We start from the raw sequence: 21,105 nt of genomic DNA on the forward strand, positions 1-21,105 counted from the left end.
AAAAAGGCCGGGAGACCCCGACCTTTCCCTGCACCCGTTCGTCGCTGCCGGTTCATCCGCGGTCATCGACTGGGCGATCTGTATTGTCCGCCTTTTGCCAGAACGGTGTGACAGCCCAATGACAGTGGTGCGCCTTTCTAAGCCTTCCTGAAGATGATGTAGGCGAAGAGAATCACGCCGGCGAAGGTGACCAGCGAAGAGATCGCAACCAGCGGTTCGACGCCGGTGTAGCCGCTCAGGAGCAGATAGAGGCTGGGCGTCATCACCAGCACGCCGGCCGTGTAGATGTAGTACTGAATTCTCGCCAGTTGCCAGGCGGCCTTGTGCGGATTGAGCGCGAGGTAGGTGCCGAACAGGGACATGGTGACCCAGCCCAGCAGGTTTATATGTGCATGCGCGCCGGCGGGCGCGTAGCTGTGCGTGATCGACATGTGCAGGCCGATCATGATGCCGGCGATCAGAAATATGATCGCCGTGCCGAAATAGTAGTTCGAAACGTTTGGCATCGCAGTTCCCCATGCCCGAAAATGGGCGGAAGGAATATATCATGCCGTCGCGGCCTTTACACCTGCCTGCTTGCGTCCTCTTGCAAACGCAAGAAGGCCGGGCGCTTGGCGCCCGGCCCTCGAAGCAACCAGGGTTCCGAATACTTCAGAACATGGGTGGGTAAGGCCTGCCGCCGCGGTCGAGCGTGATCCAGCGCGTCTCGGTGAAGGTCTCGAGCGACCAGCGGCCGCCATGCTTGCCCGATCCCGACGCCTTGAACCCGCCGAACGGCACATGCGGCTCGTCGTTCACGCTCGAGCAGTTGACGTGGCAGTTGCCGGTGTCGAGCTGGTTGACGATCGCAAGCGCCCTGCCCTCGTCGCGTGTCATCACGCCGGCGGACAGGCCATATTCGGTGTCGTTGGCGATCTGAATGGCCTCGTCGTCGCTGCGGAACGGGATCACCGGCACGACCGGGCCGAAGGTCTCGTCCTGGTAGAGCTTCATGTCCGGCGTCACGCCCGTCAGGATCGTGGGTTCGACGAAGCGGCCTTCGATCTTGCCGCCCAGCACCACCTTGGCGCCCTTGGCGATGGCGTCTTCGAGCTGTTCCTTGACCTTGGCGACCTGCTTGTCGTTGATGAGCGGGCCGATGATGTGCTCCTTGCTCTTGGTCGGATCGCCGACCTTGAGCTTCGATGCGCGTTCGACGAAGCGCTTGAGGAACTCGTCGAAGATCTTCTCGTGCACCAGCACCTTCTCCACCGACATGCAGATCTGGCCCTGGTGCATGAACGAGCCGAAATTGGCGGCCTGGGTGGCGCGCTCCATCTCGGCATCTTCCAGCACGATCAGCGAGTCCTTGCCGCCGAGCTCGACGCAGCACTTCTTGAGATGCGCACCCGCCTTGGCCGCGATCTGCCGGCCGACCGCCGTTGAACCGGTGAACGAGATGCCCTTCACGTAAGGATGCTCGATCAGCTCGTCGCCGACCTCGCCGACATTGTCGCGCGAGCAGGTGACCACGTTGAAGACGCCCTTGGGCAGGCCCGCTTCCTCGAAGATTTCCGCAAACAGCAGTCCGCCGAGATACGGCGTCTCTTCCGACGGCTTGAGCACGATGGTGTTGCCGGCGGCCAGCGGGAACAGGAAGCCGCGCGCCGACAGGATGCAGGGGAAGTTCCACGGGCTGATGACCGAGACCACGCCCATCGGACGGCGAACCGCCATCGAAACCTTGCCGTAGTCCGACGGCAGCACCTCGCCCGTCGACTGCCATACGGACGCGGCAGCGGCATGGAAGACTTCGGTGACGTAGCCGGTCTCGAACATGCCTTTGCCGAACCAGCCGCCGCCTTCGGCCTGGATCGCGTCGATGATCTCCATCTTGCGCTTTTCCCAGATCTCTGCCGCCTTGTGCAGATAGTGCGCGCGTTTGGAAAAGGGCAGCTTCGACCATTCGGGGAATGCCGCCTGCGCGGCCTCGATCGCGGCCGCCGTCTCCGCCTTGCCGGAATCCGGCACTTCGGCCCACACCGAGCCATCAGCCGGGTTCAGGTCCTTGAACGTCTTCTTGGCCGCGGCCCAGCCGCCACCGATATACATGCCTTCGAATACACGAGCCATCGATCAAGCCTCCTTGTGTTTCTTCCGCTTCTTCTTCTTAGCGGGACTGTCATTGTCAGCCTTCTGGGAAGGCTGGATGGGTATCATGTGGGCGGTGAGCCGCTTGCGCCGCTCCGCCACATGCGCCGAATGGATCGACGACGCGCGCGCCACCAGATCCGAAATCGCTTCGTTGGCCGGCCTCACCGGCTTCACTTCAGGCGTCCAGACGTCCACGGGTTCCCTGGCGGTCGCCGGCTTGCGGTTCCGTGCGACATGCGCCGCCTGGATCGCCGCCGCCTTGGCGGCGAGATCGGCGAAGGACACGCCCTGGGTCGGCGCAGCGCCGGCTCCGGTCACGTCTTCCGACGGCACGGCAACTGGCTCTACTTCGACCCGGGCAGGCTTTTCTGCCGCCGGCTTCCGGTTGCGCGCGACATGCTCGGCCTGGATCGCCGCTGCGCGCGCCGCGAGATCGGCGATCGACAGGCCGGGCGGCGCTGCCCGTGATGCGGGTGCAGGCAGCGTCTCGGGTTCGTCCCGCGAAGTATCGATTGGCAGCGGCGTATCCACCACCTCATCGTCAATCTCGATTCCGGCACTGTTGTGGCCCATCAGCCCATGGTTCGGCGGATCAATGCGTTCGATTGGCTGTTCCGGCTCCGGATCATCCTGTCTCGCGGGAGACACCACAGTCACGTCCGGCTTCATCGCGGCGAATGACGGCGCCTGCTTCGACATCCGCCTTGACGCGACATGCGCCGCCAGCCGCTCGCTGGCACGTTGCGACAAGAGCGCGGCGCTGCCGCTCAACCGGCGTGCCTCATCGGATATGACCGTCCGTGCGGAAACCGTCATCGCCGGTTGGGATGCGGCCAGGTCCTGCCACGGGTCAGGCCCTGCCTTGGGATCGTAGCGACCGACGAAGGCCGATGGTAGGCTTTGCTCGCGCCGCAGGACACGCACGAAGGCCTGCTGAATCGCGCCTGCGCGGGCTGCAAATCCGGCCAGCGACCGCGTCATGCCCGCCATGTCCAGTGGCAGGCGCAGGAATGCCGGCAGCACGAAGCGCGGCCCGGCGCGCTCAGCTTTCGGCGCAGCGGTAGCGCCGCCGCCGAGATAGGCGCTCACCACGGCGGGATCGTTCATCAGCGCTTCGGCGGTATTCTCTCCGGTGACGTGGCCATTCTCGATGAGATAGCCGCGCCGGGCGATCTTGAGGCTCTGCTTGGCATTCTGCTCGACCAGCAGGATGCCGACCCCGGTCGCGGCCACTTCGGCCAGCGACTTGAACAGTTCCTTAGAGAGTAGAGGCGACAGGCCCAGCGACGGCTCGTCGAGCATCAGGATGTCTGGGCGCGACATCAGCGCCCGGCCGATCGCCACCATCTGCTGCTCGCCACCCGACATGGTGCGCGCGACCTGTCCCTTGCGCTCCGCGAGCTTGGGGAATAGGCGGTAGATGAGCGCCAGCGTCTCTGCCTCGTGCGAGCGGGCGCGATTGGCGAATGCGCCGAGCTGCAGATTTTCCGCCACCGTCAGGTCGCCGAAGATGCCGCGACCTTCAGGCACCAGCGCGATGCCCTCCTCGACGATCTTGTGCGCCTTCATCGCGGTGATCGTCTTGCCGTTCATGACGATCGCGCTGCCTGCTTCGGCAGGAACCATGCCGGCGATCGTCTTGAGCAATGTCGACTTGCCGGCCCCGTTGGCGCCGAGGATGACGCAGATCTCGCCCTTTTCCACGCGCAGGCTCACGCCTTCCAGCGCGCGGTGGCGGCCATAGCTGACGGCGACGTCCTTCACCTCAAGCATCGTCGTCGTCTCCCAGATACGCACGCACGACTTCCGGGTCGGACAGCGTCTCCGCCACGCCGCCTTCGGCGATCCTGACGCCGCTCGACATCACCACGCAGCGGTCGCACAGCGTCCGGATCGCGTCCATGACGTGCTCGACCATGATGATCGTGCGGCCCTCATGGCGCAGCTCGTCTATCAGCGAAATGCCGATCTTCAGCTCGCTGGGGTTGAGGCCAGCCAGCCATTCGTCGAGCAGCAGCACGCGCGGGTCCGACGCCAGCGCCCGGGCAAGCTCGACGCGCTTCTGGTCGATATAGGTCATCGACGACACCGGCATGTGGGCGCGGTCGGCCAGCCCCACGCGGTCGAGCAGGGTGTGAGCCAGAGCCCGCGCATCGTCGCCCCACAGCCGCCTGTGGCCGAAGACCGCGCCGGCGGTGACGTTCTGCGCCGCGTCCAGCGAGGGCAGTATCTTCACGAGCTGGAACGTCCGGGCGATGCCCTTGCGCGCAATGTGATGCGCGGCGAGCCCCGAAATCGTCTCGCCCTCCAGAAGGATGGCGCCCGACGTCGGCTTGAGTGCGCCCGAGATAAGATTGAGCATCGTGGTCTTGCCAGACCCGTTCGGCCCGATCAGCCCGAGCAGCTCGCCTTGCCGAACGTCGAACGAAACGTCGTTGACGGCGACGAGGCCGCCAAACGTCTTGCGCGCGGCGCGGACGGAAAGAGCGGGGGTCATGACAGGATCTCGCTTCGAGGCGCTCTACGTTGCCCCCCTCTGTCTTGCCGGACATCTCCCCCACGAGGGGGGAGATCAGATTGGACTTCCGTTTTCGCCAATAGCGCCCCTCGCTGGATGAATGCAAAGCGCGAAGCTGCCCATCTCCCCCCTCGTGGGGGAGATGTCCGGCAGGACAGAGGGGGGCGCGAAGGAACGCGACGTGGAAACCCAGCCCTCATGCCGCCCTCTCCGCACTTGCCGCCGCCCCGTTCCGCGCGCGCCACTTCGCCCGTGCCTGCTCGATCACGCCCGTCACCCCGTTTGGGATGAAATAGACGATGGCGAGGAAGGCGAGGCCGATCACGATCGAAGTGTGGTTCGGGAAACGCGAATTGACGATGTCCATGACGATGGTGAACGGGATGACGCCGACCAGCGGACCCCACAGCCGCTTGGTACCGCCCAGCAGCGCCATGATGACGACGAGGAACGAGATCATCGGGTTGAAGGCCGAGGTCGGCTGGATATAGGCATAGCGCGGGGCGCAGATGGCGCCGACGATGCCGATGAACGCGCCGGAGATCATGAACAGGATGATCTTCGAGCGTGCCGTGTCGATGCCGACATGTCGCGCCACGGTCTCGTCGTTGCCGATGATCTGCATGGCGAAGCCGAGACGCGAGCGATTGATCGCCCAGCCCGTGACGAACACCACGACGGTGAGCGCCAGCAGCATCCAGTAGATGTGCATCTCGCGGAAATCGGTGAAGACGTAGAGGCCCATCTTGCCGGTGAACTTCGCCTGCCCCCAAGTCATGAGCTGGCGCACGAGTTCCGCCAGCCCCAGCGTGAAGATCACGAAATAGACGCCCGACAGCCTCAGCGTCGCCGCACCGACGAGCCCCGCCACCACCGCCGCGACCACCGCACCCAGTCCAACCAGCAACGGAAAGGGCAGGAAGTCGATCCACAGCGCGACCGAATAGGTCCCGAGGCCGAAAAAGGCCGCCGTTGCCAGCGAGACGTAATGCGTCGGCCCCGAGAACAGCGACCACGCGGTGCACAGTGCCGCATACATCATGATGTTGACGGACAGCGACAGGTAATAGCCCTGATCCACGAGCGGCAGCAGCGCGGCCACGGCGGCGACGACCGCGCCCACCGCTCCGATGCGCAGTTCCTTCTGCGTCAGGTCGAACGGAAGCGCGCTCACGTCGTCTGTCTCCCGAACATGCCTTGCGGCCTGAACAGAAGCACGATGATGAACAGCGCGTAGGTCGCTGCGAGCGTCAGTCCGGGATCGATCAGGCTTGCCACCGCGGTTTCCGCAAGGCCCAGTATCAGGGCGGCAAGCACCGCGCCGCGTACGTCGCCGACACCGCCCATGATGACGATGATCAGCGCCTTCATGGTGAAGGTGATGCCCATCGCCGCGTTGAAGGTGTAGAAGGTCGACAGCAGCGCTCCGCCGCAGGCCGTCAGCGCGCCACCCAGCGCGAATGCGATCGCAGCGGTACGGGCGACGTCGATGGCGACGAGATTGGCCGAGGCCGGATCGGCCGCGACCGCGCGCACCGCCGTACCCTGCCGCGTATGATAAAGGAAGTAATAGAGCGCCCCCGCGATCACCACCGCGGCGGAAAAGGCGACGACACGGTTGAGGCCATAGGCTGAACCGAAGATCACGAAGCGCTCGGCGAGGAACTGGTAGTTGAAATATTCGCCGCCGAAGCCGAGCAGCATCAGCCCCTGCAGCAGGAACAGCAGGCCGAAGGTCGCCAGGATGGAGTCCACCTCCAGCATGCCCTTGTTCTTTGCCCGCTTGACCAGCGGCCGCAGCGCGATCTGGTAAACACCCCAGTTGAAGGCGAAGGCGAGCGGCGCGATGATCGCCAGCCCGAGGATCGGATTGATGGCGAAGGAGGCGTAAAGCCAGAAGGCGATGAAGCATCCGGCCACCAGCGTCTCGCCATTGGCGAGATTCATGATGCGGGCGACGCCATATTGCAGCGTCAGCCCCAGCGCGATCAGCGCATAGGTGCCGCTCAGCAAGATGCCGGTGACGATGATCTGCATGTGACGTCTCTACCGCTAGTGCCATCCGGCGCGAGCCTTGCTCGCGCCGGAGAGTTGTCCGAGATCGGCGGGGATATTACTCCCAGCCTTCCTTCTTGACCGGCTCCTGGGCCACGTCCATGCCGTCGGCCGCAACCGCGACGAAGACGCCGTCGCGCCACTGGCCCACGGTCCAGACATTCGGATTGACGTTGTTTTCGAACTTCACCTCACCGATCACCGTATCGAAGGTGCCGTTCTTGATCGCCTCGACGACGGCGGCGCGGTCCTTGGTTCCCGCAGCCACGATCGCCTGTTCGAGCACCTGCAGGCCGGCATAGGTGGTGGCGCTCGCCCAGAAGTCCGGACCCTGGCCGGCCGCGGCCGTGTGACGCTCGATATAGTCGGCGATCTTCGGATCGGCGACGTTGATGCCGCCGATGCCGATCACGCCTTCGGCGGCGGCTCCAAAGCGGGCCGCATAGGGCGGGAACGCCGTGCCGACGCCGACATAGAAAGCGCCGACGTCCAGGTCCTGAATCTGCGCCTGCTCGGTCAGCGCAAAAGTGTCGCCTGGATAGGAGAAGCCGATGAAGGCGTCGGGCGCCGCATCCTTGGCCCCGCTGATGATCGGCGCGACGTCCTGTGTGCCGAGCGGATAGGAGGCCTCATACACCACTTCGAAGTTGGCTGCCTCGAGTGCAGGCTTTGCAGCGCCTGCCAGTTCGAGGCCGAACGCATCGGCAACATGCACGAGTGCGACCTTGTTGCCGATGTCGCCCTTGTCGCGAAGCATCGTCAGCGTTTGGACGGCACCCTCGGCAAGCTGTGTGGCGGTACCCAGCATCCAGAACGAGTTCGGCCAACGCGCCGCGAAGTCCTCGACGCCGTCGGTGGCGGCGCTGGTGGTGATGTGCGGATAGCCGTGCTGGGCAATCATCGGCGCGGTCGCGACATTGATGCCGGTGGAGTACGGGGTGACGATGAAGTCGACCTGATCCTGTGTCGCCATGCGCTGGATGTTCTGGATCGCGGTTTCGGCGCTGGTCTGGTCGTCGTATTCGACCAACTCGATCGTGTGCTTGGTGCCGCCGATATCCAGCCCGCCACGTTCGTTGACCTCGTTGACCCACATATGAACGTTAGGCCAATGGGTCATCGCCGCGCCGCCGGCCAGCGGCCCGGTCTTCGGCGCGCTGGCGCCGATCTTCAAGACTTCCTGGGCAAATGATGCGCCGCTCGTGGCGCCAAGCACTGCAACGGATGTTGCAAGCGCGATAAACGTACGTCTCAACATGGTTTCCTCCCTGTTAACCAAAAAAACTGTGGCTCTCCCTTCCGATATCGCACGCTTGCGGCCTCCTCCGGCTCTTGCGAACGAACGATATGGAAACTTCATGCTCTGAACGGCTTCGATTCCTCCCACCCGATCGTAGCGACAGAAACCAGATTATTGGCTTTCCGGCGTTCTGTCACCGCTGATTCTTCAAGATTGTATACACATGCGCACGACGCGCGGAAGTCAATTCCGCCGGGATGTCACGATACCGTTAATGCGTCGCGCCGAGCGAGGGTGAAATCCGGTTCGCCGGAAATGCCGCGGTGTATACATTATAGGCAGGGGCGCTTCAGGCGTGGCGGGCCGCGTAGAATCGCCCCAGCAACATCGGCGTCAGGTACATCGGTATCTGGTAGCAGCCGATGAAAAGCAGCAGCGGGTCTGTCACCGACAGCGGCAGCGCGGTGAGGAAGATGCCGATGTTGCGGTTGCCCGTGACGATGCCGTACGGCACCGCGACGCGGTCCCGTCCCGCACGCCGCAATGCCGCCGTCGTTGCTATCTGAAGCACGAAATTGACGGCGAAGGCGACGGCGAGGTTGATCGCAAGGCCCACCGGGTCGGCGGTAATCGCCGGCCCGACCGCCGACATCAGCCCGATCACCACCACGCCGAGCAGGATCGCCGAGACGCCGTCGATGGACTTTATGGCGTCCGGCCCCGGATCGCGCATCACGAAGGCCCTGACGAGAAAACCGCAGGCGACCGCGATGGCGATGACCAGCAACAGCCGGCCGGCGGCCAGAAGCACCGCTCCGCCGCCATCGAGGGCAGGCAGCAGCCAGAAGACGGGAATGACCGTCAGCGGCAGCAGCGCCGTGCCGAAGATCATCACCCGCAGCGCCGGCGCCGGATCGTTCCCGGTCATGATGGTGATGCTGGGACTGCCGCTGATCGGTGCTGCGGCGGCCATCAGGATGAGCCCCATGGCCAGCGGCCCCGTCCATCCGGCAGCGAGAAAAGCCATCGTAAGAAGAAGCGGAAAGGCGAGCTGGGTAATCGCCAGCACGCCGAGCGTGCTTCCCACATCCGCCATCGCGCCCATCGCGGCGCGCGGCCCTATGCGCAGCGCGGCGAAGAAAAGAAGGGCTGCGATCGTCTCCGGAATCCAGTCGCGCATGACCAGCGCCAGGCCGGGCAGCGCGATGCCGAGCACCAGACCGAGGATCAGCAACGCCCTGCCATGGCGCGCGGCCAGATGCATCAAGGCCGTCATGCGCCACCTGTCAATCGTCGATACTCATGCGTCACTGCGGAAAGCGCCTGGGAGACATCGCCTCTGCGGCGGCGGCCAAACTCGCCGGCAGTTCTTCGCCGAGCAGGATGTTGCTGGCCACCTGGGATAGTGCCGGCGACGTCTGGATGCCGTATCCGCCCTGCCCCGCCAACCAGAAAAAGCCATCGATCCCCGCGTCGAAGCCGACGACGGGCGTTCGATCCGGCGCGAAGGTCCTGAGCCCCGCCCAACTCGTCTCGACGCGCGTCACCTCCGCCAGCACCGCCTGCTGGTAGCGGTCCAGCCCTTCGGCCAGAACCATGTCGTCGACGAACGCATCATGCGGCTCGACCGGATCCTCGTCGCCAGGCGACACCAGCAGGCGCCCGGCGTCCGGCTTGAAATACCAGTGGTCACCGGAACTCGACACCAGCGGCCAATGCCGGCAGTCATAGCCATCCGGGCACGGCAGAACCGCCATCGTCCGGCGCATCGGCACCAGCCCGACGCGCGGCACCTCGCAGGCCGCAGCGACCGTATCCGCCCATGCGCCGGCCGCATTGACGATCACATTCGCCTCGATCGCGCCCGCGCTCGTTTCGACCAGCCATTTCCCCGCCGAGCGGCGTGCGCCCGTCAGTGCGGCGTCGAGTTGGATCACGCAGCCCTTGCCCCGCGCCTTTCTCAGCCATCCCTGGTGCAGCGCATTGACGTCGATGTCGCTTGCATCGGGTTCATAGGCGGATGCGACGATACCGGAGGGATCGAGCAGCGGCACCATTTCCGCCGCGCCTTCCGCGCTGAACGGCACCAGCCCGTCCGACTCTGCCAGCAGGGCCTCGTGGTCGCCAAGGTCGTCCTTCCCGGCGACGAAGAGGATGCCGCGCGGCGACAGCAGCGGCTCGGGGAAATATTCCGGCTCCGGCATGTCGAACAGCGGCCTGCTGGCGGCACTGAGCGCGCGAATGACGGCGTTGCCGTAGTTCTGGATGAAGATCGCGGCGGAGCGCCCGGTCGAATGGTGGCCGGGGCGCGCCTCCTGCTCGAGCAGGATCACGTCGCGCCGGCCATCGATGGCGGCGGCGAGACCGGCCCCGGCGATACCGGCGCCGACGATGAGGATATCGGTTGAAAGCATGGTTGCGCTCTTCCGCCTTCTAGACGCCGGACTTGTCGCGAAATCCCGACAGGAAGGCGGTGAGGTTGTCCGCCAGCGCATCGCACAGATAACCGCCTTCCTGCACGATGACAGTCGGCGTTCCAATGCTGGCACAGCGCTCGCCGATCTGGCGGAAACCGTCGGTCGAGACTGCCAGGCCGCCGAAGGGATCGCCCTCGAAGGCGTCGAGACCCAGCGCCACCACGACCGCGCCGGGCGCGTAGGCCGCAATCCGCTCTAGGGCGCGGTCCAGCGCCTCCAGAAACGCGGCATCCTGCGAGCCGCGCTCCAGGGGAAGGTTGAGATTGTAGCCGAGACCCGGCCCCTCGCCGCGCTCCGAGGCATGCCCCCAGAAGAACGGATAGAAGCGGATCGGATCGGCATGAAGCGACACCGTCAGCACGTCGGAACGCGCATAGAAGATGCCTTGCGTACCGTTGCCATGGTGCAGGTCGACATCGAGGATCGCGACCCGGTCATGGCGGGCGCGCAGCTCCTGTGCCGCGATGGCGGAATTGTTGAGGAAGCAGAAGCCGCCGGCAAGGTCGGCAAAGGCGTGGTGGCCCGGCGGACGGCTCAGCGCGTAGACGGCGCGCTCTTCGCCATCGCGCACCAAGCGCGCGGCATGGGCCGCCGTCTGCGCGCTCCAGTAGGCCGACTGCCACGTCTGCGCGGAGATCGGGCAGGCCGTATCCGCCATATGGTAGCCGGCCTGGCCGACGGCGGAAGCCGGGTAGGAAAAGTCGCGGCGGTTGGGATGAATGTTCGGAATCACTTCCGCCGACGCGCCGGGGATTTCCTGCCAGCGCTCGTAGATCGTCTGCAGGAAGCGCAGATATTCAGGCGAGTGGATCGCGGCTGCCGGACCCAGCCCGTGATCTTGCGGCTCCACCTGCTGCAGCCCGGCGGCTGCGGCACCCTTCAGCAGGCGATTCACCCGCTCCGGCACTTCCGGATTCGGCTTCGGCGCGCCGGAAGAGAGAAAATTCTTCGGGTCGTGGAGACGTTGCGTCTCGTCGAATACGAACTTCATTCCGGTTTTCCCCCTGGATGCAGATGGTGCGATCCAGGAGGCTAACCGATTGTCTCCGCTCAGGTCGAGGCCGCACCTAGAAGTTGACGCGGTCGCCGCCCTTGAGCTGGAGGATTTCGCGCGCATCGTCAGGCGTCGCGATCTCGAGGCCGAGACCTTCGATGATCTGGCGCACCTTGGTGACCTGCTCGGCATTCGACTTGGCAAGCTGCCCCGGCGCAATCCACAGCGAATCCTCCATGCCGACGCGGACATTGCCGCCCATCGCGGCCGCGATCGCCGCGACCGTCATCTGGTTGCGCCCGGCGCCAAGCACCGACCAGCGATAATCGTCGCCGAACAGGCGGTCGGCGGTGCGCCGCATATGAGCGACGTCTTCCGGATGCGCGCCGATGCCACCGAGCAGGCCGAACACCGACTGCACGAAGAACGGAGGCTTGACGATGCCGCGATCGGCAAAATGCGCCAGCGTATAGAGGTGGCCGATGTCGTAGCACTCGATCTCGAAGCGGGTGCCGTTCTCGGCGCATTTCGTCAGGATGTATTCGATGTCGGCGAAGGTGTTCTTGAACATGCCGGCGCGCGACGCCTCGAGATACGGCTTCTCCCAGTCGTATTTGAACTCCTTGTACCGCTCCAGCATCGGGTAGAGGCCGAAATTCATGGTGCCCATATTGAGCGACGCGATCTCCGGCGCGAAGTGCGCCGCGGGACCGACGCGCTCCTCGATCGGCATCGTAGGCGCACCGCCGGTGGTGATGTTGACCACCGCGCCCGAGCGCTGCTTGATCACCTTCAGGAACGGCTCGTAGGCCTCCGGCGTCTGTACCGGACGACCATCCTTGGGATCGCGCGCATGCAGGTGGACGACGGCGGCGCCCGCCTCGGACGCCGCAATGGCGTTGTCTGCGATCTGCTCGGGCGTGATCGGCAAATGCGGCGACATTGTCGGCGTGTGGATCGAGCCGGTAATGGCGCAGGTGATGATGACCTTGCGTTTGGCAGCCAATGGGAATTCTCCTTCGGTATTCTTGTTGTGAGCGGTCGGCCTACCAGTGCACCATCGGCAGTCCGGCGACCGGTGAGCGGAAATGGGGAATGGTGTTGCCCTTGAGGCTGCCGAGATAGACCGTCTTCAGGTCCGGGCCGCCGAAGGTGAGGCTTGCGAGCCACGGTGCGATCTTGCCGCCGGACGCGGCCAGCGTCTCGAACGGCATCGGTCCGCCCGACGCAAACTGCCGCTCGAAGGCCGCGGTCTGCTCCGGATCGCCGTCTTCGAGCAGTGTCAGCGCATCGCCCTCGGGCGTGATCGCGACCAGGCGGTCGGCGAACACCATCGTGCACCAGAGATTGCCATAGGCGTCGAAAGCGAAGCCGTCGATCAGCCCGTCGCCAAGGCTGGAAGGCCCATAGACCTCGCGGTCCGTCAGCGAGCCATCCGGCTGGACCCGCAGCCGCGTCACCCGCTTGGCGGAGGTCTCGGCCACGTAGAGCCACTCTTCCTTCTCGTCGAGCCGGATTTCGTTGGTGAAGGCGAAGCCGTCGGCGACGATGCGGATACCCTTGTCGTCGACGAGGGCGACGTAGCCGTCGGCCAGATCATTGCGGATCGCGTCGCTCCACGGGTTCACCATGGTCGACACGGTGATCCAGATGCGGTTCTTCGAATCGCGCAGGACGAAGTTGACCTTGCCCATCGGCTTGCCGTCGATCGTGTCGTAGAGCGTCCGCGTCTGCCCGTCGCGGGTCATGATTTCCAGCACGTCGGTGCCGAAATTGGATATCAGGATGTCGCCGTTCTCGGCAAAGGCCAGCCCGTTTGGCAGCGTGCCGGTCAGCAGGCTTTGTGCCTGGTCGCCCGACAGGTCGAAATGGCCGCTTACCGTCTGGCTGATAAGCTGCTGCGTGCCGTCCGGCGCGATCTTCATCACACCGCCGCGTGCATCGGCCGCCCACAGCGTGCCGTCGCGCTCGGCGAGAATGCATTCCGGGCGCTGCAAATCCTTACCGATGGTGCTGATCTGCGACCGGTCGACCTGCCAGCCGACCAGCGGGTTGGGTCCTCTCGGATTCGTCATCATGGTCTCCTCCCCACCTGCGCGACTAGTCCTCGAAGATCGCGACCGCGCGGGTGAAGCCGGCGGACGCCTTTTCGATCTTGAACGGGAAGCAGGCAATCATGTAGCCGGTCGCCGGAAGCTGATCGAGGTTGGCCAGCTTCTCGATATGGCAGTAGCCGATCTCCATCCCGGCGCGGTGGCCTTCCCAGATCAGCGACGCGTCGCCGGTCTCGGCGTAGCGCTTCGCCGTGTGGATGAACGGCGCATCCCAGCTCCAGGCGTCGGTGCCGGTCACGTGGACGCCGCGGCTGGTCAGGTACAGCGTCGCCTCTCGGCCCATGCCGCAGCCCGAGGCCAGATAATCGTCCTGTCCGTATTTGGCGGCGGCGGCGGTGTTGACCACCACGATGTCGCCCGGCTGAATCTCGTGGCCGATGCGCGCCAGCTCGGCCTCGACCTCCTGCGCGGTGACGACATGGCCATCTCCCAGATGGCGAAAATCGAGTTTTACGCCGGGGCCGAAGCACCATTCCAGCGGCACTTCGTCGATGGTCATCGCGCGCTTGCCACCATCCATCGTCGAATGGAAATGATATGGCGCGTCGAGGTGGGTGCCGTTGTGGGTCGACACGACGAGTTGCTCGACCGCCCAGCCTTCGCCGGCCGGAAGCTGGTCCTTGGTCAGGCCGGGGAAGAAGCCGGTCAATTGTCCGACCGACTGCTGGTGGTCGACATAGGTGATCTGCGGTTCGGTGCCCTTGGGGTCGGAAGCGATGCCGGCCTTGAGCGCGGTTGAGATGTCGACGATACGGCGAGCCATGGGGTCCTTTCCTTACAACAGACCGAGCGAGATGCCCGGGAAGAGCACGATCAGCAACAGCGCGAAGAGCATCAGGCAGGCAAAGGGCGCAGCGCCGACGAAGACGTCCTTGAGCGAAATCGAGGGGTCGTCGAGCGCGCCCTTCACCACGAAGACCGACAGCCCCATCGGCGGTGTCAGCAGGCCGATCTCGACCGCGAGCACGGTGATGATGCCGAGCCAGATGAGATCGATGCCGAGCGACTGCGCCACGGGAAGCGCCAGCGGCACGGTGATGAGCATGATCGACGACGAATCGAGGATCGTGCCGAGCAGCACCAGAATGGCGATGTAAAACAGCAGGAAGCCGTAGACCCCGACGTCGAGGGCGATGATCCATTGCGTGAGCGAGACCGGCAGGCCGGTAAGCGCCAGCATGCGGCTGTACATCGTCGCGGCGATGATGAGGAAGCAGATCGAGGCAGTGATATGCCCGGTTTCCAGCGTCACCTGCCACAACATTTTCGGCGAAAGGCGACGCTTGACGAAAGCGATGACGATCGAGCCCAGCGCTCCGATGGCGCCCGCCTCGGTGGGCGTGAAGATGCCGCCGTAGAGGCCGCCCAGCACCAGCCCGACGAGCACCACGATCGGAGCAAGCTTGCTCACCACGTCGGCGACTGCGGAGAAACCGGAAGTGTCGTAGGCCTGCGGCGGCGCCGCGGTGCCGGTGAACCCGCTCCAGAAGCGCACCATCAGCCAGATGCCGAGGCAGAAGATCACCGTGACGAGGATGCCGGGCCCGATGCCGGCGATGAACAGCGCACCGACCGACTGTTCCGCGAGGATACCATAGAGGATCATCAACAGGCTCGGCGGGATCAGCATGCCGAGGATGGACGAGCCGACCACGACGCCGGTGGCGAAGCGCGCGGTATGGCCGGCGCGCATCATTTCCGGCACGGCGATCTTGGTGAAGACGGCAGCCGAGGCGATCGAGATGCCGGTGATCGAGGCGAAGATCGCATTGGCGCCCACCGTCGACATGCCGAGCCCGCCGCGCAATCCGCCGAGCAGCCGTGTCGCCACGTCGAACGTATCGCGGCCGATATTGGCGCGGCTGACCACGAGCCCCATCAGCACGAACAGCGGCACGACGCCGAACAGATAGCTGGAGATGCTTTCGCGCGCCGCCAGCGACAGGATGCGCGCCGCCTGATCGGCGTTGTCGCGCAGGATCCAGATGCCGAAGAACGAGGTCAGCGCCAGCGCGATCGCCACATGCATGCCGGTGTAGATCAGCACAAGGATCGCGGCGAGCGACCACATGCCGATTTCGAAGCCCGTCATTGCTGGTCTCCCGGCGCTCGACTTTCGCCGAAGGTGGCGAGCAGGATGCCGATCGCCCGCAACGCGAAGGCGATGCACAGGGCGATCGAACCGACCAGGACGACGAGATAGGTTGGCCAGATCGGCGCGAGGAACTGCCCGACTGTGCCGATCATCTCGTCGCGCCCGTAGCTGCGCACGAAGAGCGGGTAGAAGGCGTAGATCAGCACGCCAACGAGCCCGACGCCGGCAAGGTGCATGATGGCGTCGAGGATGCCGGCCGCGCGCGGCGAGCGCGCCCGAACCAGCATCAGGAATCCATCGGCCCGGGTCAGCTTGCCGCGCAGCAGCGTGTTGGCGATCTGCAGGAAGACGATGCTGAGAATCAGCATCGAGACGATCTCGGGGACGCCGGGGATCGGCATCCCGAAAAATGCGCGCCCGACGACATCGGCGGTGATCAGCACCATGATGAACAGGATCGCGACCGTGCCGGCGACGCTCATCGCCGCCGTCACCCGGTCGAAGAACCCCAAGACGAGATCGAAGCTCCGCTGACCGGTGCTTTCATTTTCCGGTATCATGGACATGATTTTCCCCCGGCTGGCATTGCCGGCTGCGGAACGCATGTCCCGCAGCCGGTCGGTCGATCAGCGCTGCGACCAGTCGCGCGCGAGGCTGACGCCGGCATCCTTGAGCTGGCCGATATAGGCCTCAAGCACCTCGGAGCCCGCGAGCCCCTGGCCGTCGGCATTCTTGGCCCACACGTCGGCGATCTGCGGCAGGGCGGCGGCCCACTTGGCACGCTCCTCGTCGCTGAGCTCGGTGATGGTGGCGCCGCCGTCTTCCATCTGCTTGAGGGCCGCCTCGACGCGGGCATTCTGCTCGGCGATATAGGCGTCGGTGTAGGCTGCCGCCCCCGCGCGCAGTGCGTTCTGCACCTCTTCCGGCTGGGCGTCGTACCAATCCTTGTTGGCGACGAGCGAACCGGCATACTGGGCACCAAAATTGGTGATCAGGACGTGCGGCGCGACTTCCTGCAGCTTCGCCGGTGCGGCGGCTGTGGGGAACACGATCGCGCCGTCGAAGACGCCGGTCTGGATGTCGTTGTAGTATGTGGTCAGGTTGCCGGCGACACCCACCGCGCCGGTCCCTTCGAGCCAGTTCACAGCCGGCCCCGGCGCGCCGATCTTGCGGCCCTGCAGGTCGTCGATCGAATCGACGGGGAAGTTGGTCATCATCAGGTAGTTGTCGAGGGCGAAGCCGCCGCCGAGATACTCGGCATTGTAGCTTTCCCACGACTCGATCATGCCGGGGATGTCCTGGTGCAACTTGTCGATCGCGCTGATGACGATCTGCGGATCGGACGTACCGAAAGGCGTGAAGTAGGTGACGTTCTGCAGCGGCAGCGCCGTCGGCTCGAACACGGTCGGCACGACGCCGACTTCCGCGAGCCCGTCCTCGATGGCTTCCAGTTCGCCGCCGACCGCCGCCAGCGTGCCGCCGTAGGCCTCGCTCCAGGTGATGGTGTGGCCTGAGCCTTCCAGCGCCTCGTTGACGGTGGGAATGAACGTCTCGGTGAGATGCTTCACCCACAGGAACACCGGCGGATGACCGTTGACGACCGTCACGGTGATGTCGTCGGCATGGGCGGGAATGGCGACGGACCCTGCGAGCAGAGCAGCCATCGCGGTCAAGCGCATTGTGGATTTCATGTTTACCTCCCTGGATTGAACCTGTTTCGTCCGGCCGGCATCCTCGGCGAGCACCGCAGCAATGCCGGAAACTCCTAACCTGGCGCCACCAGCGCCCGCGTGCCGGCGGCGAGATAGCGCACCACCCGCGCGATCGCCTCCTCCGTCTCGCCCTCGTCGCAAAGCCCGTCCGAAAGCTGCGCCACACGGCCCGTGCGCGCGATCATGAACAGGCCGACCGAAATGGCGTTCATGTAGGCCCAGACGGCATTCTCACGGCCGAGATCCGGCACGTGGCTTTCCAGCGCATCAATGAACTCCAGCGCGATGGGGTTGAAGTTCTCCGCCGTGAGCTGGATCGAGCGATCGTCCGTGCCCGACGCGATCTGGACGATGATGCGCGAATAATGCTGGCCGGCATCGCCATGCTCGTTGCTCAGCTCGATCGTCGGGCGCATCAGCGCATCGAGGATCGATTCCAGCGTCGCCGTCTTCGGATCGCCGAGCAGTCCCGCAAGCAGATCGTGCCTGCGGCCGTTCACCTGCGCGGTGCGCCGCGCGACCACCTGCTCGAACAGCGCTTCCTTGGAATTGAAGTGATAGTGGATGAGGCCGAGATTGACCTTCGCCTCGTCGGCGATGGCGCGCGTCGTCGCGCCGTCGAATCCAAGGCCGGCAAACACGCGCTCGGCGGCATCCATGATGTCGCTGCGCACGTCACGCCGCGCTGCGCTGCTGACCGCCGAACCCATGCTTTCCTCCCTCGACCCGTTCCATCCAACCTCGCAAAGCGATTGGTCGGATGATCAGGTCACTTGACCAAGTCATATGACCAAACGATCAGCGCGGTCAAGCCCGGCAATTGTCGGACCGCGACCGGCAAAAGGGTGGAACGGACGTCGAAAGCCGTGGCGGCGTATTTTTACGCGCTTGCCTTGGCGCTTGCGATATGCACACTTCGGCTCGAGATGCGGCGCGAGACCGCACCTGGGTGGAACAGTCGAGCACCTCTCGGGAGGAGGGCTCACCAACAAGCCGGCCATTCGGTCCGGCAAGTGAGCGAGGTAATGCATGAGTGACGACGTCATTCTTGCCGCAGACGATTTGACTAAAGAATTCAAGGGATTCTTCGCCGTCGAAGGGGTGAGCCTTCGGGTGCGCCGTGGGCATATACACGCGCTGATCGGTCCGAACGGCGCCGGCAAGACCACTTGCTTCAACCTCTTGACGAAGTTCCTCGCGCCGACGCGAGGCAAGATCACATACAAGGAAGAGGACATCACCGCGATGTCGCCCGCCGACATCGCGCGGCTGGGCCTCGTGCGCTCGTTCCAGATCTCGGCGGTGTTCCCGCACCTCACCTCGCTTGAGAACGTGCGCATCGCGCTGCAGCGGCGGCGCGGCGATTCATTCGACTTCTGGCGCTCGCAAAAGGTGCTTGCCAACCTGGACGACGAGGCGCGCGCGCTGCTCGCCGATGTCGGGCTCAGCGCTTTCGAATCGACCAATGCCGGCGACCTTTCCTATGGCCGCAAGCGCGCCCTTGAGATCGCGACCACGCTGGCGCTCGACCCCGAAATGCTGCTGCTCGACGAGCCGATGGCGGGCATGGCGCAGGAAGACGTCGAGCGCATCTCGCAACTGATCAGGAAGATATCCGCCAACCGCACGATCCTCATGGTCGAGCACAATCTGTCTGTCGTGGCGTCACTGTCGGACACGATCACCGTGCTTGCCCGCGGCAAGGTGCTGGCGGAGGGCGACTACGCCACCGTGTCCAAGGACGACCGCGTGATCGAAGCCTATATCGGAGCCGGTCATGGCTGAAGCTGCACTTGCAAACGCGCCGGTGGCCAACCAATCGGCCGAACCGCTTCTCAAGGTCACGGGCCTGGAAGCATGGTATGGCGAAAGCCACGTCCTGCACGGCGTCAACTTCGACGTCCGGCCCGGCGAGGTGGTCACGCTGCTCGGCCGCAACGGCGCCGGCAAGACCACGACGCTCAAGGCGGTCATGGGCATCCTGCCGAAGCGCAAGGGCTCTGTGATGTTCCAGGGCAAGGAACTGATGCACGCGCCGGCACGCTACGTGGCCCGCGAAGGCATCGCCTTCTGCCCCGAGGAACGCGGCATCTTCTCGTCGCTGTCGGTGGAGGAGAACCTGCTGCTGCCACCCCAGGTCAAGCCCGGCGGCATGAGCCTCGACCAGATCTTCGAGCTTTTTCCCAACCTCAAGGAGCGCCTGTCGAGCCAGGGCACGAAGCTGTCGGGCGGCGAACAGCAGATGCTGGCGATCGGCCGCATCCTGAGAACCGGCGCCAAGACGCTGCTGCTCGACGAGCCGACCGAGGGGCTGGCACCGGTCATCATCCAGCAGATCGGGCATACGATTGCGAGACTGAAGCGGGAGGGCTTCACGATCGTACTGGTGGAACAGAATTTCCGTTTCGCCTCGACGGTCGCGGACCGTCATTTCGTCGTCGAGCAGGGACGCGTCGTCGACATGATCCCCAACGACGAACTCGAGTCCAATATCGAGAAATTGCACGCCTATCTGGGCGTGTAGGGAGCAGAAAGGCGCAACGCGCCGCAAACTGGAGGAGAATGGAACATGCGTAAATCAGGATTGCTTGCCGCAATGGCAGGCCTGCTCATGGCAGGCACCGCCCATGCGACCGACGTCAAGATCGGCGTCATGAACGACCGCTCCGGCATCTATGCCGACATCGGCGGCGAAGGCTCGGTCATCGCAGCGCGCATGGCGGTCGAGGATTTCGATGCCGAATCGAAGGGTGTCAATGTCGAGATCGTCTCGGCGGACCACCAGAACAAGCCGGATGTGGGCTCCAACATCGCCCGCCAGTGGTATGATACCGAAAACGTCGACGTGATCGCCGACGTGCCGACATCGTCGGTGGCGCTCGCCGTCAACGAGATCACCCGCGAGAAAAACAAGATCTTCCTCAATTCGGGTGCGGCGACGTCGGACCTCACGGGCTCGGCCTGCTCGCCGAACACCGTTCACTGGACCTACGACACCTGGCAGCTCGCCAACGGCACCGGTGGCGCGATGGTCGCGAATGGCGGCAAGACCTGGTACTTCCTTACCGCCGACTATGCATTCGGCCATGCGCTCGAGCGCGACACCTCCGCGGTGGTGACGGCGGCCGGCGGCGAAGTGATCGGCTCGGTCAAGACCCCGTTCCCCGGCACCGACTTCTCGTCCTTCCTGCTCCAGGCGCAGGCATCTGGTGCGCAGGTTATCGGCCTTGCGAACGCTGGTGGCGACACCGTCAACTCGATGAAGCAGGCGTCGGAATTCGGCATCACGCAGGGCGGACAGGCGATCGCCGGGCTTCTCGTCTTCATCAACGACGTGCACTCGCTCGGTCTCGAAGTCGCCCAGGGTCTGGTGCTCACCGAGAGCTTCTACTGGGACATGAACGAAGGCACCCGTGAGTGGTCGGCCCGCTTCGAGGAGCAGACCGGCAACAAGCCTTCGATGATCCAGGCGGGCGTCTATGCCGCCGTGTTGCACTACCTCAAGGCCGTCGAGGCCGTCGGCGACAAGGACCCCGAGAAGGTCATGGCCAAGATGAAGGAGATGCCGACCGATGATCCGCTGTTCGGCCAGGGCGTGGTGCGCCAGGACGGACGCAAGACCCACGATTCCTACCTCTTCCGGGTCAAGACGCCGGATCAGTCGACGGGCGAATGGGATCTCTACGAGACCGTCGCCACCATCCCTGCGGCGGAAGCCTTCCGTCCGCTGGAAGACGGCGGCTGCTCACTGGTGCAGTAAGGTCGCG

Annotated in this window: 19 protein-coding genes and 1 pseudogene; 3 read left to right on the forward strand and 17 right to left on the reverse strand. The window is 64.6% G+C overall.

Going from position 1 to position 21,105, the window contains the following annotated elements; translation table 11 throughout:
- Positions 1-137: 137 nt before the first annotated feature.
- The 17 genes and pseudogenes from AAFN84_RS09425 to AAFN84_RS09505 all read right to left on the reverse strand — a co-directional run bounded on the left by AAFN84_RS09425 (position 138) and on the right by AAFN84_RS09505 (position 18,048).
- Positions 138-506 carry a hypothetical protein gene (locus AAFN84_RS09425; RefSeq protein WP_347514299.1) on the reverse strand — a complete coding sequence of 123 codons (369 nt, stop codon included), beginning with the start codon at positions 504-506 and terminating at the stop codon, positions 138-140.
- A gap of 145 nt (positions 507-651) precedes the next feature.
- Positions 652-2,112 carry an aldehyde dehydrogenase family protein gene (locus AAFN84_RS09430; protein ID WP_347514300.1) on the reverse strand — a complete coding sequence of 487 codons (1,461 nt, stop codon included), beginning with the start codon at positions 2,110-2,112 and terminating at the stop codon, positions 652-654.
- A gap of 1,089 nt (positions 2,113-3,201) precedes the next feature.
- A pseudogene (locus AAFN84_RS09435) lies at positions 3,202-3,906 on the reverse strand (ABC transporter ATP-binding protein); the annotation flags it as partial.
- Positions 3,899-4,630, reverse strand: coding sequence for an ABC transporter ATP-binding protein (locus tag AAFN84_RS09440; RefSeq protein ID WP_347514301.1), 732 nt, complete (start codon positions 4,628-4,630; stop codon positions 3,899-3,901). The pseudogene AAFN84_RS09435 and the gene AAFN84_RS09440, both read right to left, overlap by 8 nt.
- A 217-nt stretch (positions 4,631-4,847) precedes the next feature.
- Positions 4,848-5,825 carry a branched-chain amino acid ABC transporter permease gene (locus AAFN84_RS09445; RefSeq protein ID WP_347514302.1) on the reverse strand — a complete coding sequence of 326 codons (978 nt, stop codon included), beginning with the start codon at positions 5,823-5,825 and terminating at the stop codon, positions 4,848-4,850.
- Positions 5,822-6,688 (reverse strand): branched-chain amino acid ABC transporter permease, encoded by an 867-nt coding sequence (locus AAFN84_RS09450; RefSeq protein WP_347514303.1) that lies wholly within the window; start codon positions 6,686-6,688, stop codon positions 5,822-5,824. Before AAFN84_RS09450 ends, AAFN84_RS09445 begins: the two co-directional genes overlap by 4 nt.
- A gap of 76 nt (positions 6,689-6,764) precedes the next feature.
- A complete protein-coding gene (locus AAFN84_RS09455; protein WP_347514304.1) occupies positions 6,765-7,964 on the reverse strand; it encodes an amino acid ABC transporter substrate-binding protein in 1,200 nt (399 codons plus the stop codon).
- Between the two features lie 331 nt (positions 7,965-8,295).
- The gene (locus AAFN84_RS09460; protein WP_347514305.1) at positions 8,296-9,222 is read right to left on the reverse strand and encodes a hypothetical protein; all 927 of its coding nucleotides are present in this window, start codon (positions 9,220-9,222) and stop codon (positions 8,296-8,298) included.
- A gap of 31 nt (positions 9,223-9,253) precedes the next feature.
- Positions 9,254-10,360 carry an FAD-binding oxidoreductase gene (locus tag AAFN84_RS09465; RefSeq protein ID WP_347514306.1) on the reverse strand — a complete coding sequence of 369 codons (1,107 nt, stop codon included), beginning with the start codon at positions 10,358-10,360 and terminating at the stop codon, positions 9,254-9,256.
- A 19-nt stretch (positions 10,361-10,379) separates the two neighbouring features.
- A complete protein-coding gene (locus AAFN84_RS09470) occupies positions 10,380-11,414 on the reverse strand; it encodes a histone deacetylase family protein (protein ID WP_347514307.1) in 1,035 nt (344 codons plus the stop codon).
- A gap of 76 nt (positions 11,415-11,490) precedes the next feature.
- On the reverse strand, positions 11,491-12,423 hold the full coding sequence (locus AAFN84_RS09475) for a 3-keto-5-aminohexanoate cleavage protein (RefSeq protein ID WP_347514308.1): 933 nt from the start codon (positions 12,421-12,423) through the stop codon (positions 11,491-11,493).
- 40 nt (positions 12,424-12,463) lie between these two features.
- A complete protein-coding gene (locus AAFN84_RS09480; protein ID WP_347514309.1) occupies positions 12,464-13,492 on the reverse strand; it encodes an SMP-30/gluconolactonase/LRE family protein in 1,029 nt (342 codons plus the stop codon).
- A 25-nt stretch (positions 13,493-13,517) separates the two neighbouring features.
- Positions 13,518-14,294 (reverse strand): cyclase family protein, encoded by a 777-nt coding sequence (locus AAFN84_RS09485; RefSeq protein ID WP_347514310.1) that lies wholly within the window; start codon positions 14,292-14,294, stop codon positions 13,518-13,520.
- 12 nt (positions 14,295-14,306) lie between these two features.
- Positions 14,307-15,623: a TRAP transporter large permease gene (locus AAFN84_RS09490; protein WP_347514311.1), complete on the reverse strand. Its 1,317-nt coding sequence runs from the start codon at positions 15,621-15,623 to the stop codon at positions 14,307-14,309.
- Positions 15,620-16,192 carry a TRAP transporter small permease gene (locus AAFN84_RS09495; RefSeq protein WP_347514312.1) on the reverse strand — a complete coding sequence of 191 codons (573 nt, stop codon included), beginning with the start codon at positions 16,190-16,192 and terminating at the stop codon, positions 15,620-15,622. Before AAFN84_RS09495 ends, AAFN84_RS09490 begins: the two co-directional genes overlap by 4 nt.
- A 60-nt stretch (positions 16,193-16,252) precedes the next feature.
- Positions 16,253-17,317 carry a C4-dicarboxylate TRAP transporter substrate-binding protein gene (locus AAFN84_RS09500; protein ID WP_347514313.1) on the reverse strand — a complete coding sequence of 355 codons (1,065 nt, stop codon included), beginning with the start codon at positions 17,315-17,317 and terminating at the stop codon, positions 16,253-16,255.
- Between the two features lie 74 nt (positions 17,318-17,391).
- The gene (locus AAFN84_RS09505) at positions 17,392-18,048 is read right to left on the reverse strand and encodes a TetR/AcrR family transcriptional regulator (protein WP_347514314.1); all 657 of its coding nucleotides are present in this window, start codon (positions 18,046-18,048) and stop codon (positions 17,392-17,394) included.
- A gap of 319 nt (positions 18,049-18,367) precedes the next feature.
- Between AAFN84_RS09505 and AAFN84_RS09510 the strand changes: the two genes are divergently transcribed.
- From AAFN84_RS09510 to AAFN84_RS09520, 3 genes are read left to right on the forward strand one after another with little or no spacing between them, the layout of a single operon-like run.
- A complete protein-coding gene (locus tag AAFN84_RS09510; RefSeq protein WP_347514315.1) occupies positions 18,368-19,123 on the forward strand; it encodes an ABC transporter ATP-binding protein in 756 nt (251 codons plus the stop codon).
- On the forward strand, positions 19,116-19,862 hold the full coding sequence (locus AAFN84_RS09515) for an ABC transporter ATP-binding protein (RefSeq protein ID WP_347514316.1): 747 nt from the start codon (positions 19,116-19,118) through the stop codon (positions 19,860-19,862). Before AAFN84_RS09510 ends, AAFN84_RS09515 begins: the two co-directional genes overlap by 8 nt.
- Positions 19,863-19,907: 45 nt before the next feature.
- A complete protein-coding gene (locus AAFN84_RS09520; protein WP_347514317.1) occupies positions 19,908-21,098 on the forward strand; it encodes an ABC transporter substrate-binding protein in 1,191 nt (396 codons plus the stop codon).
- Positions 21,099-21,105: the final 7 nt, after the last annotated feature.

Origin of the sequence: Mesorhizobium sp. CAU 1741 (assembly GCF_039839275.1) — a bacterium.
Classification (GTDB): Bacteria; Pseudomonadota; Alphaproteobacteria; order Rhizobiales; family Rhizobiaceae; genus Aerobium.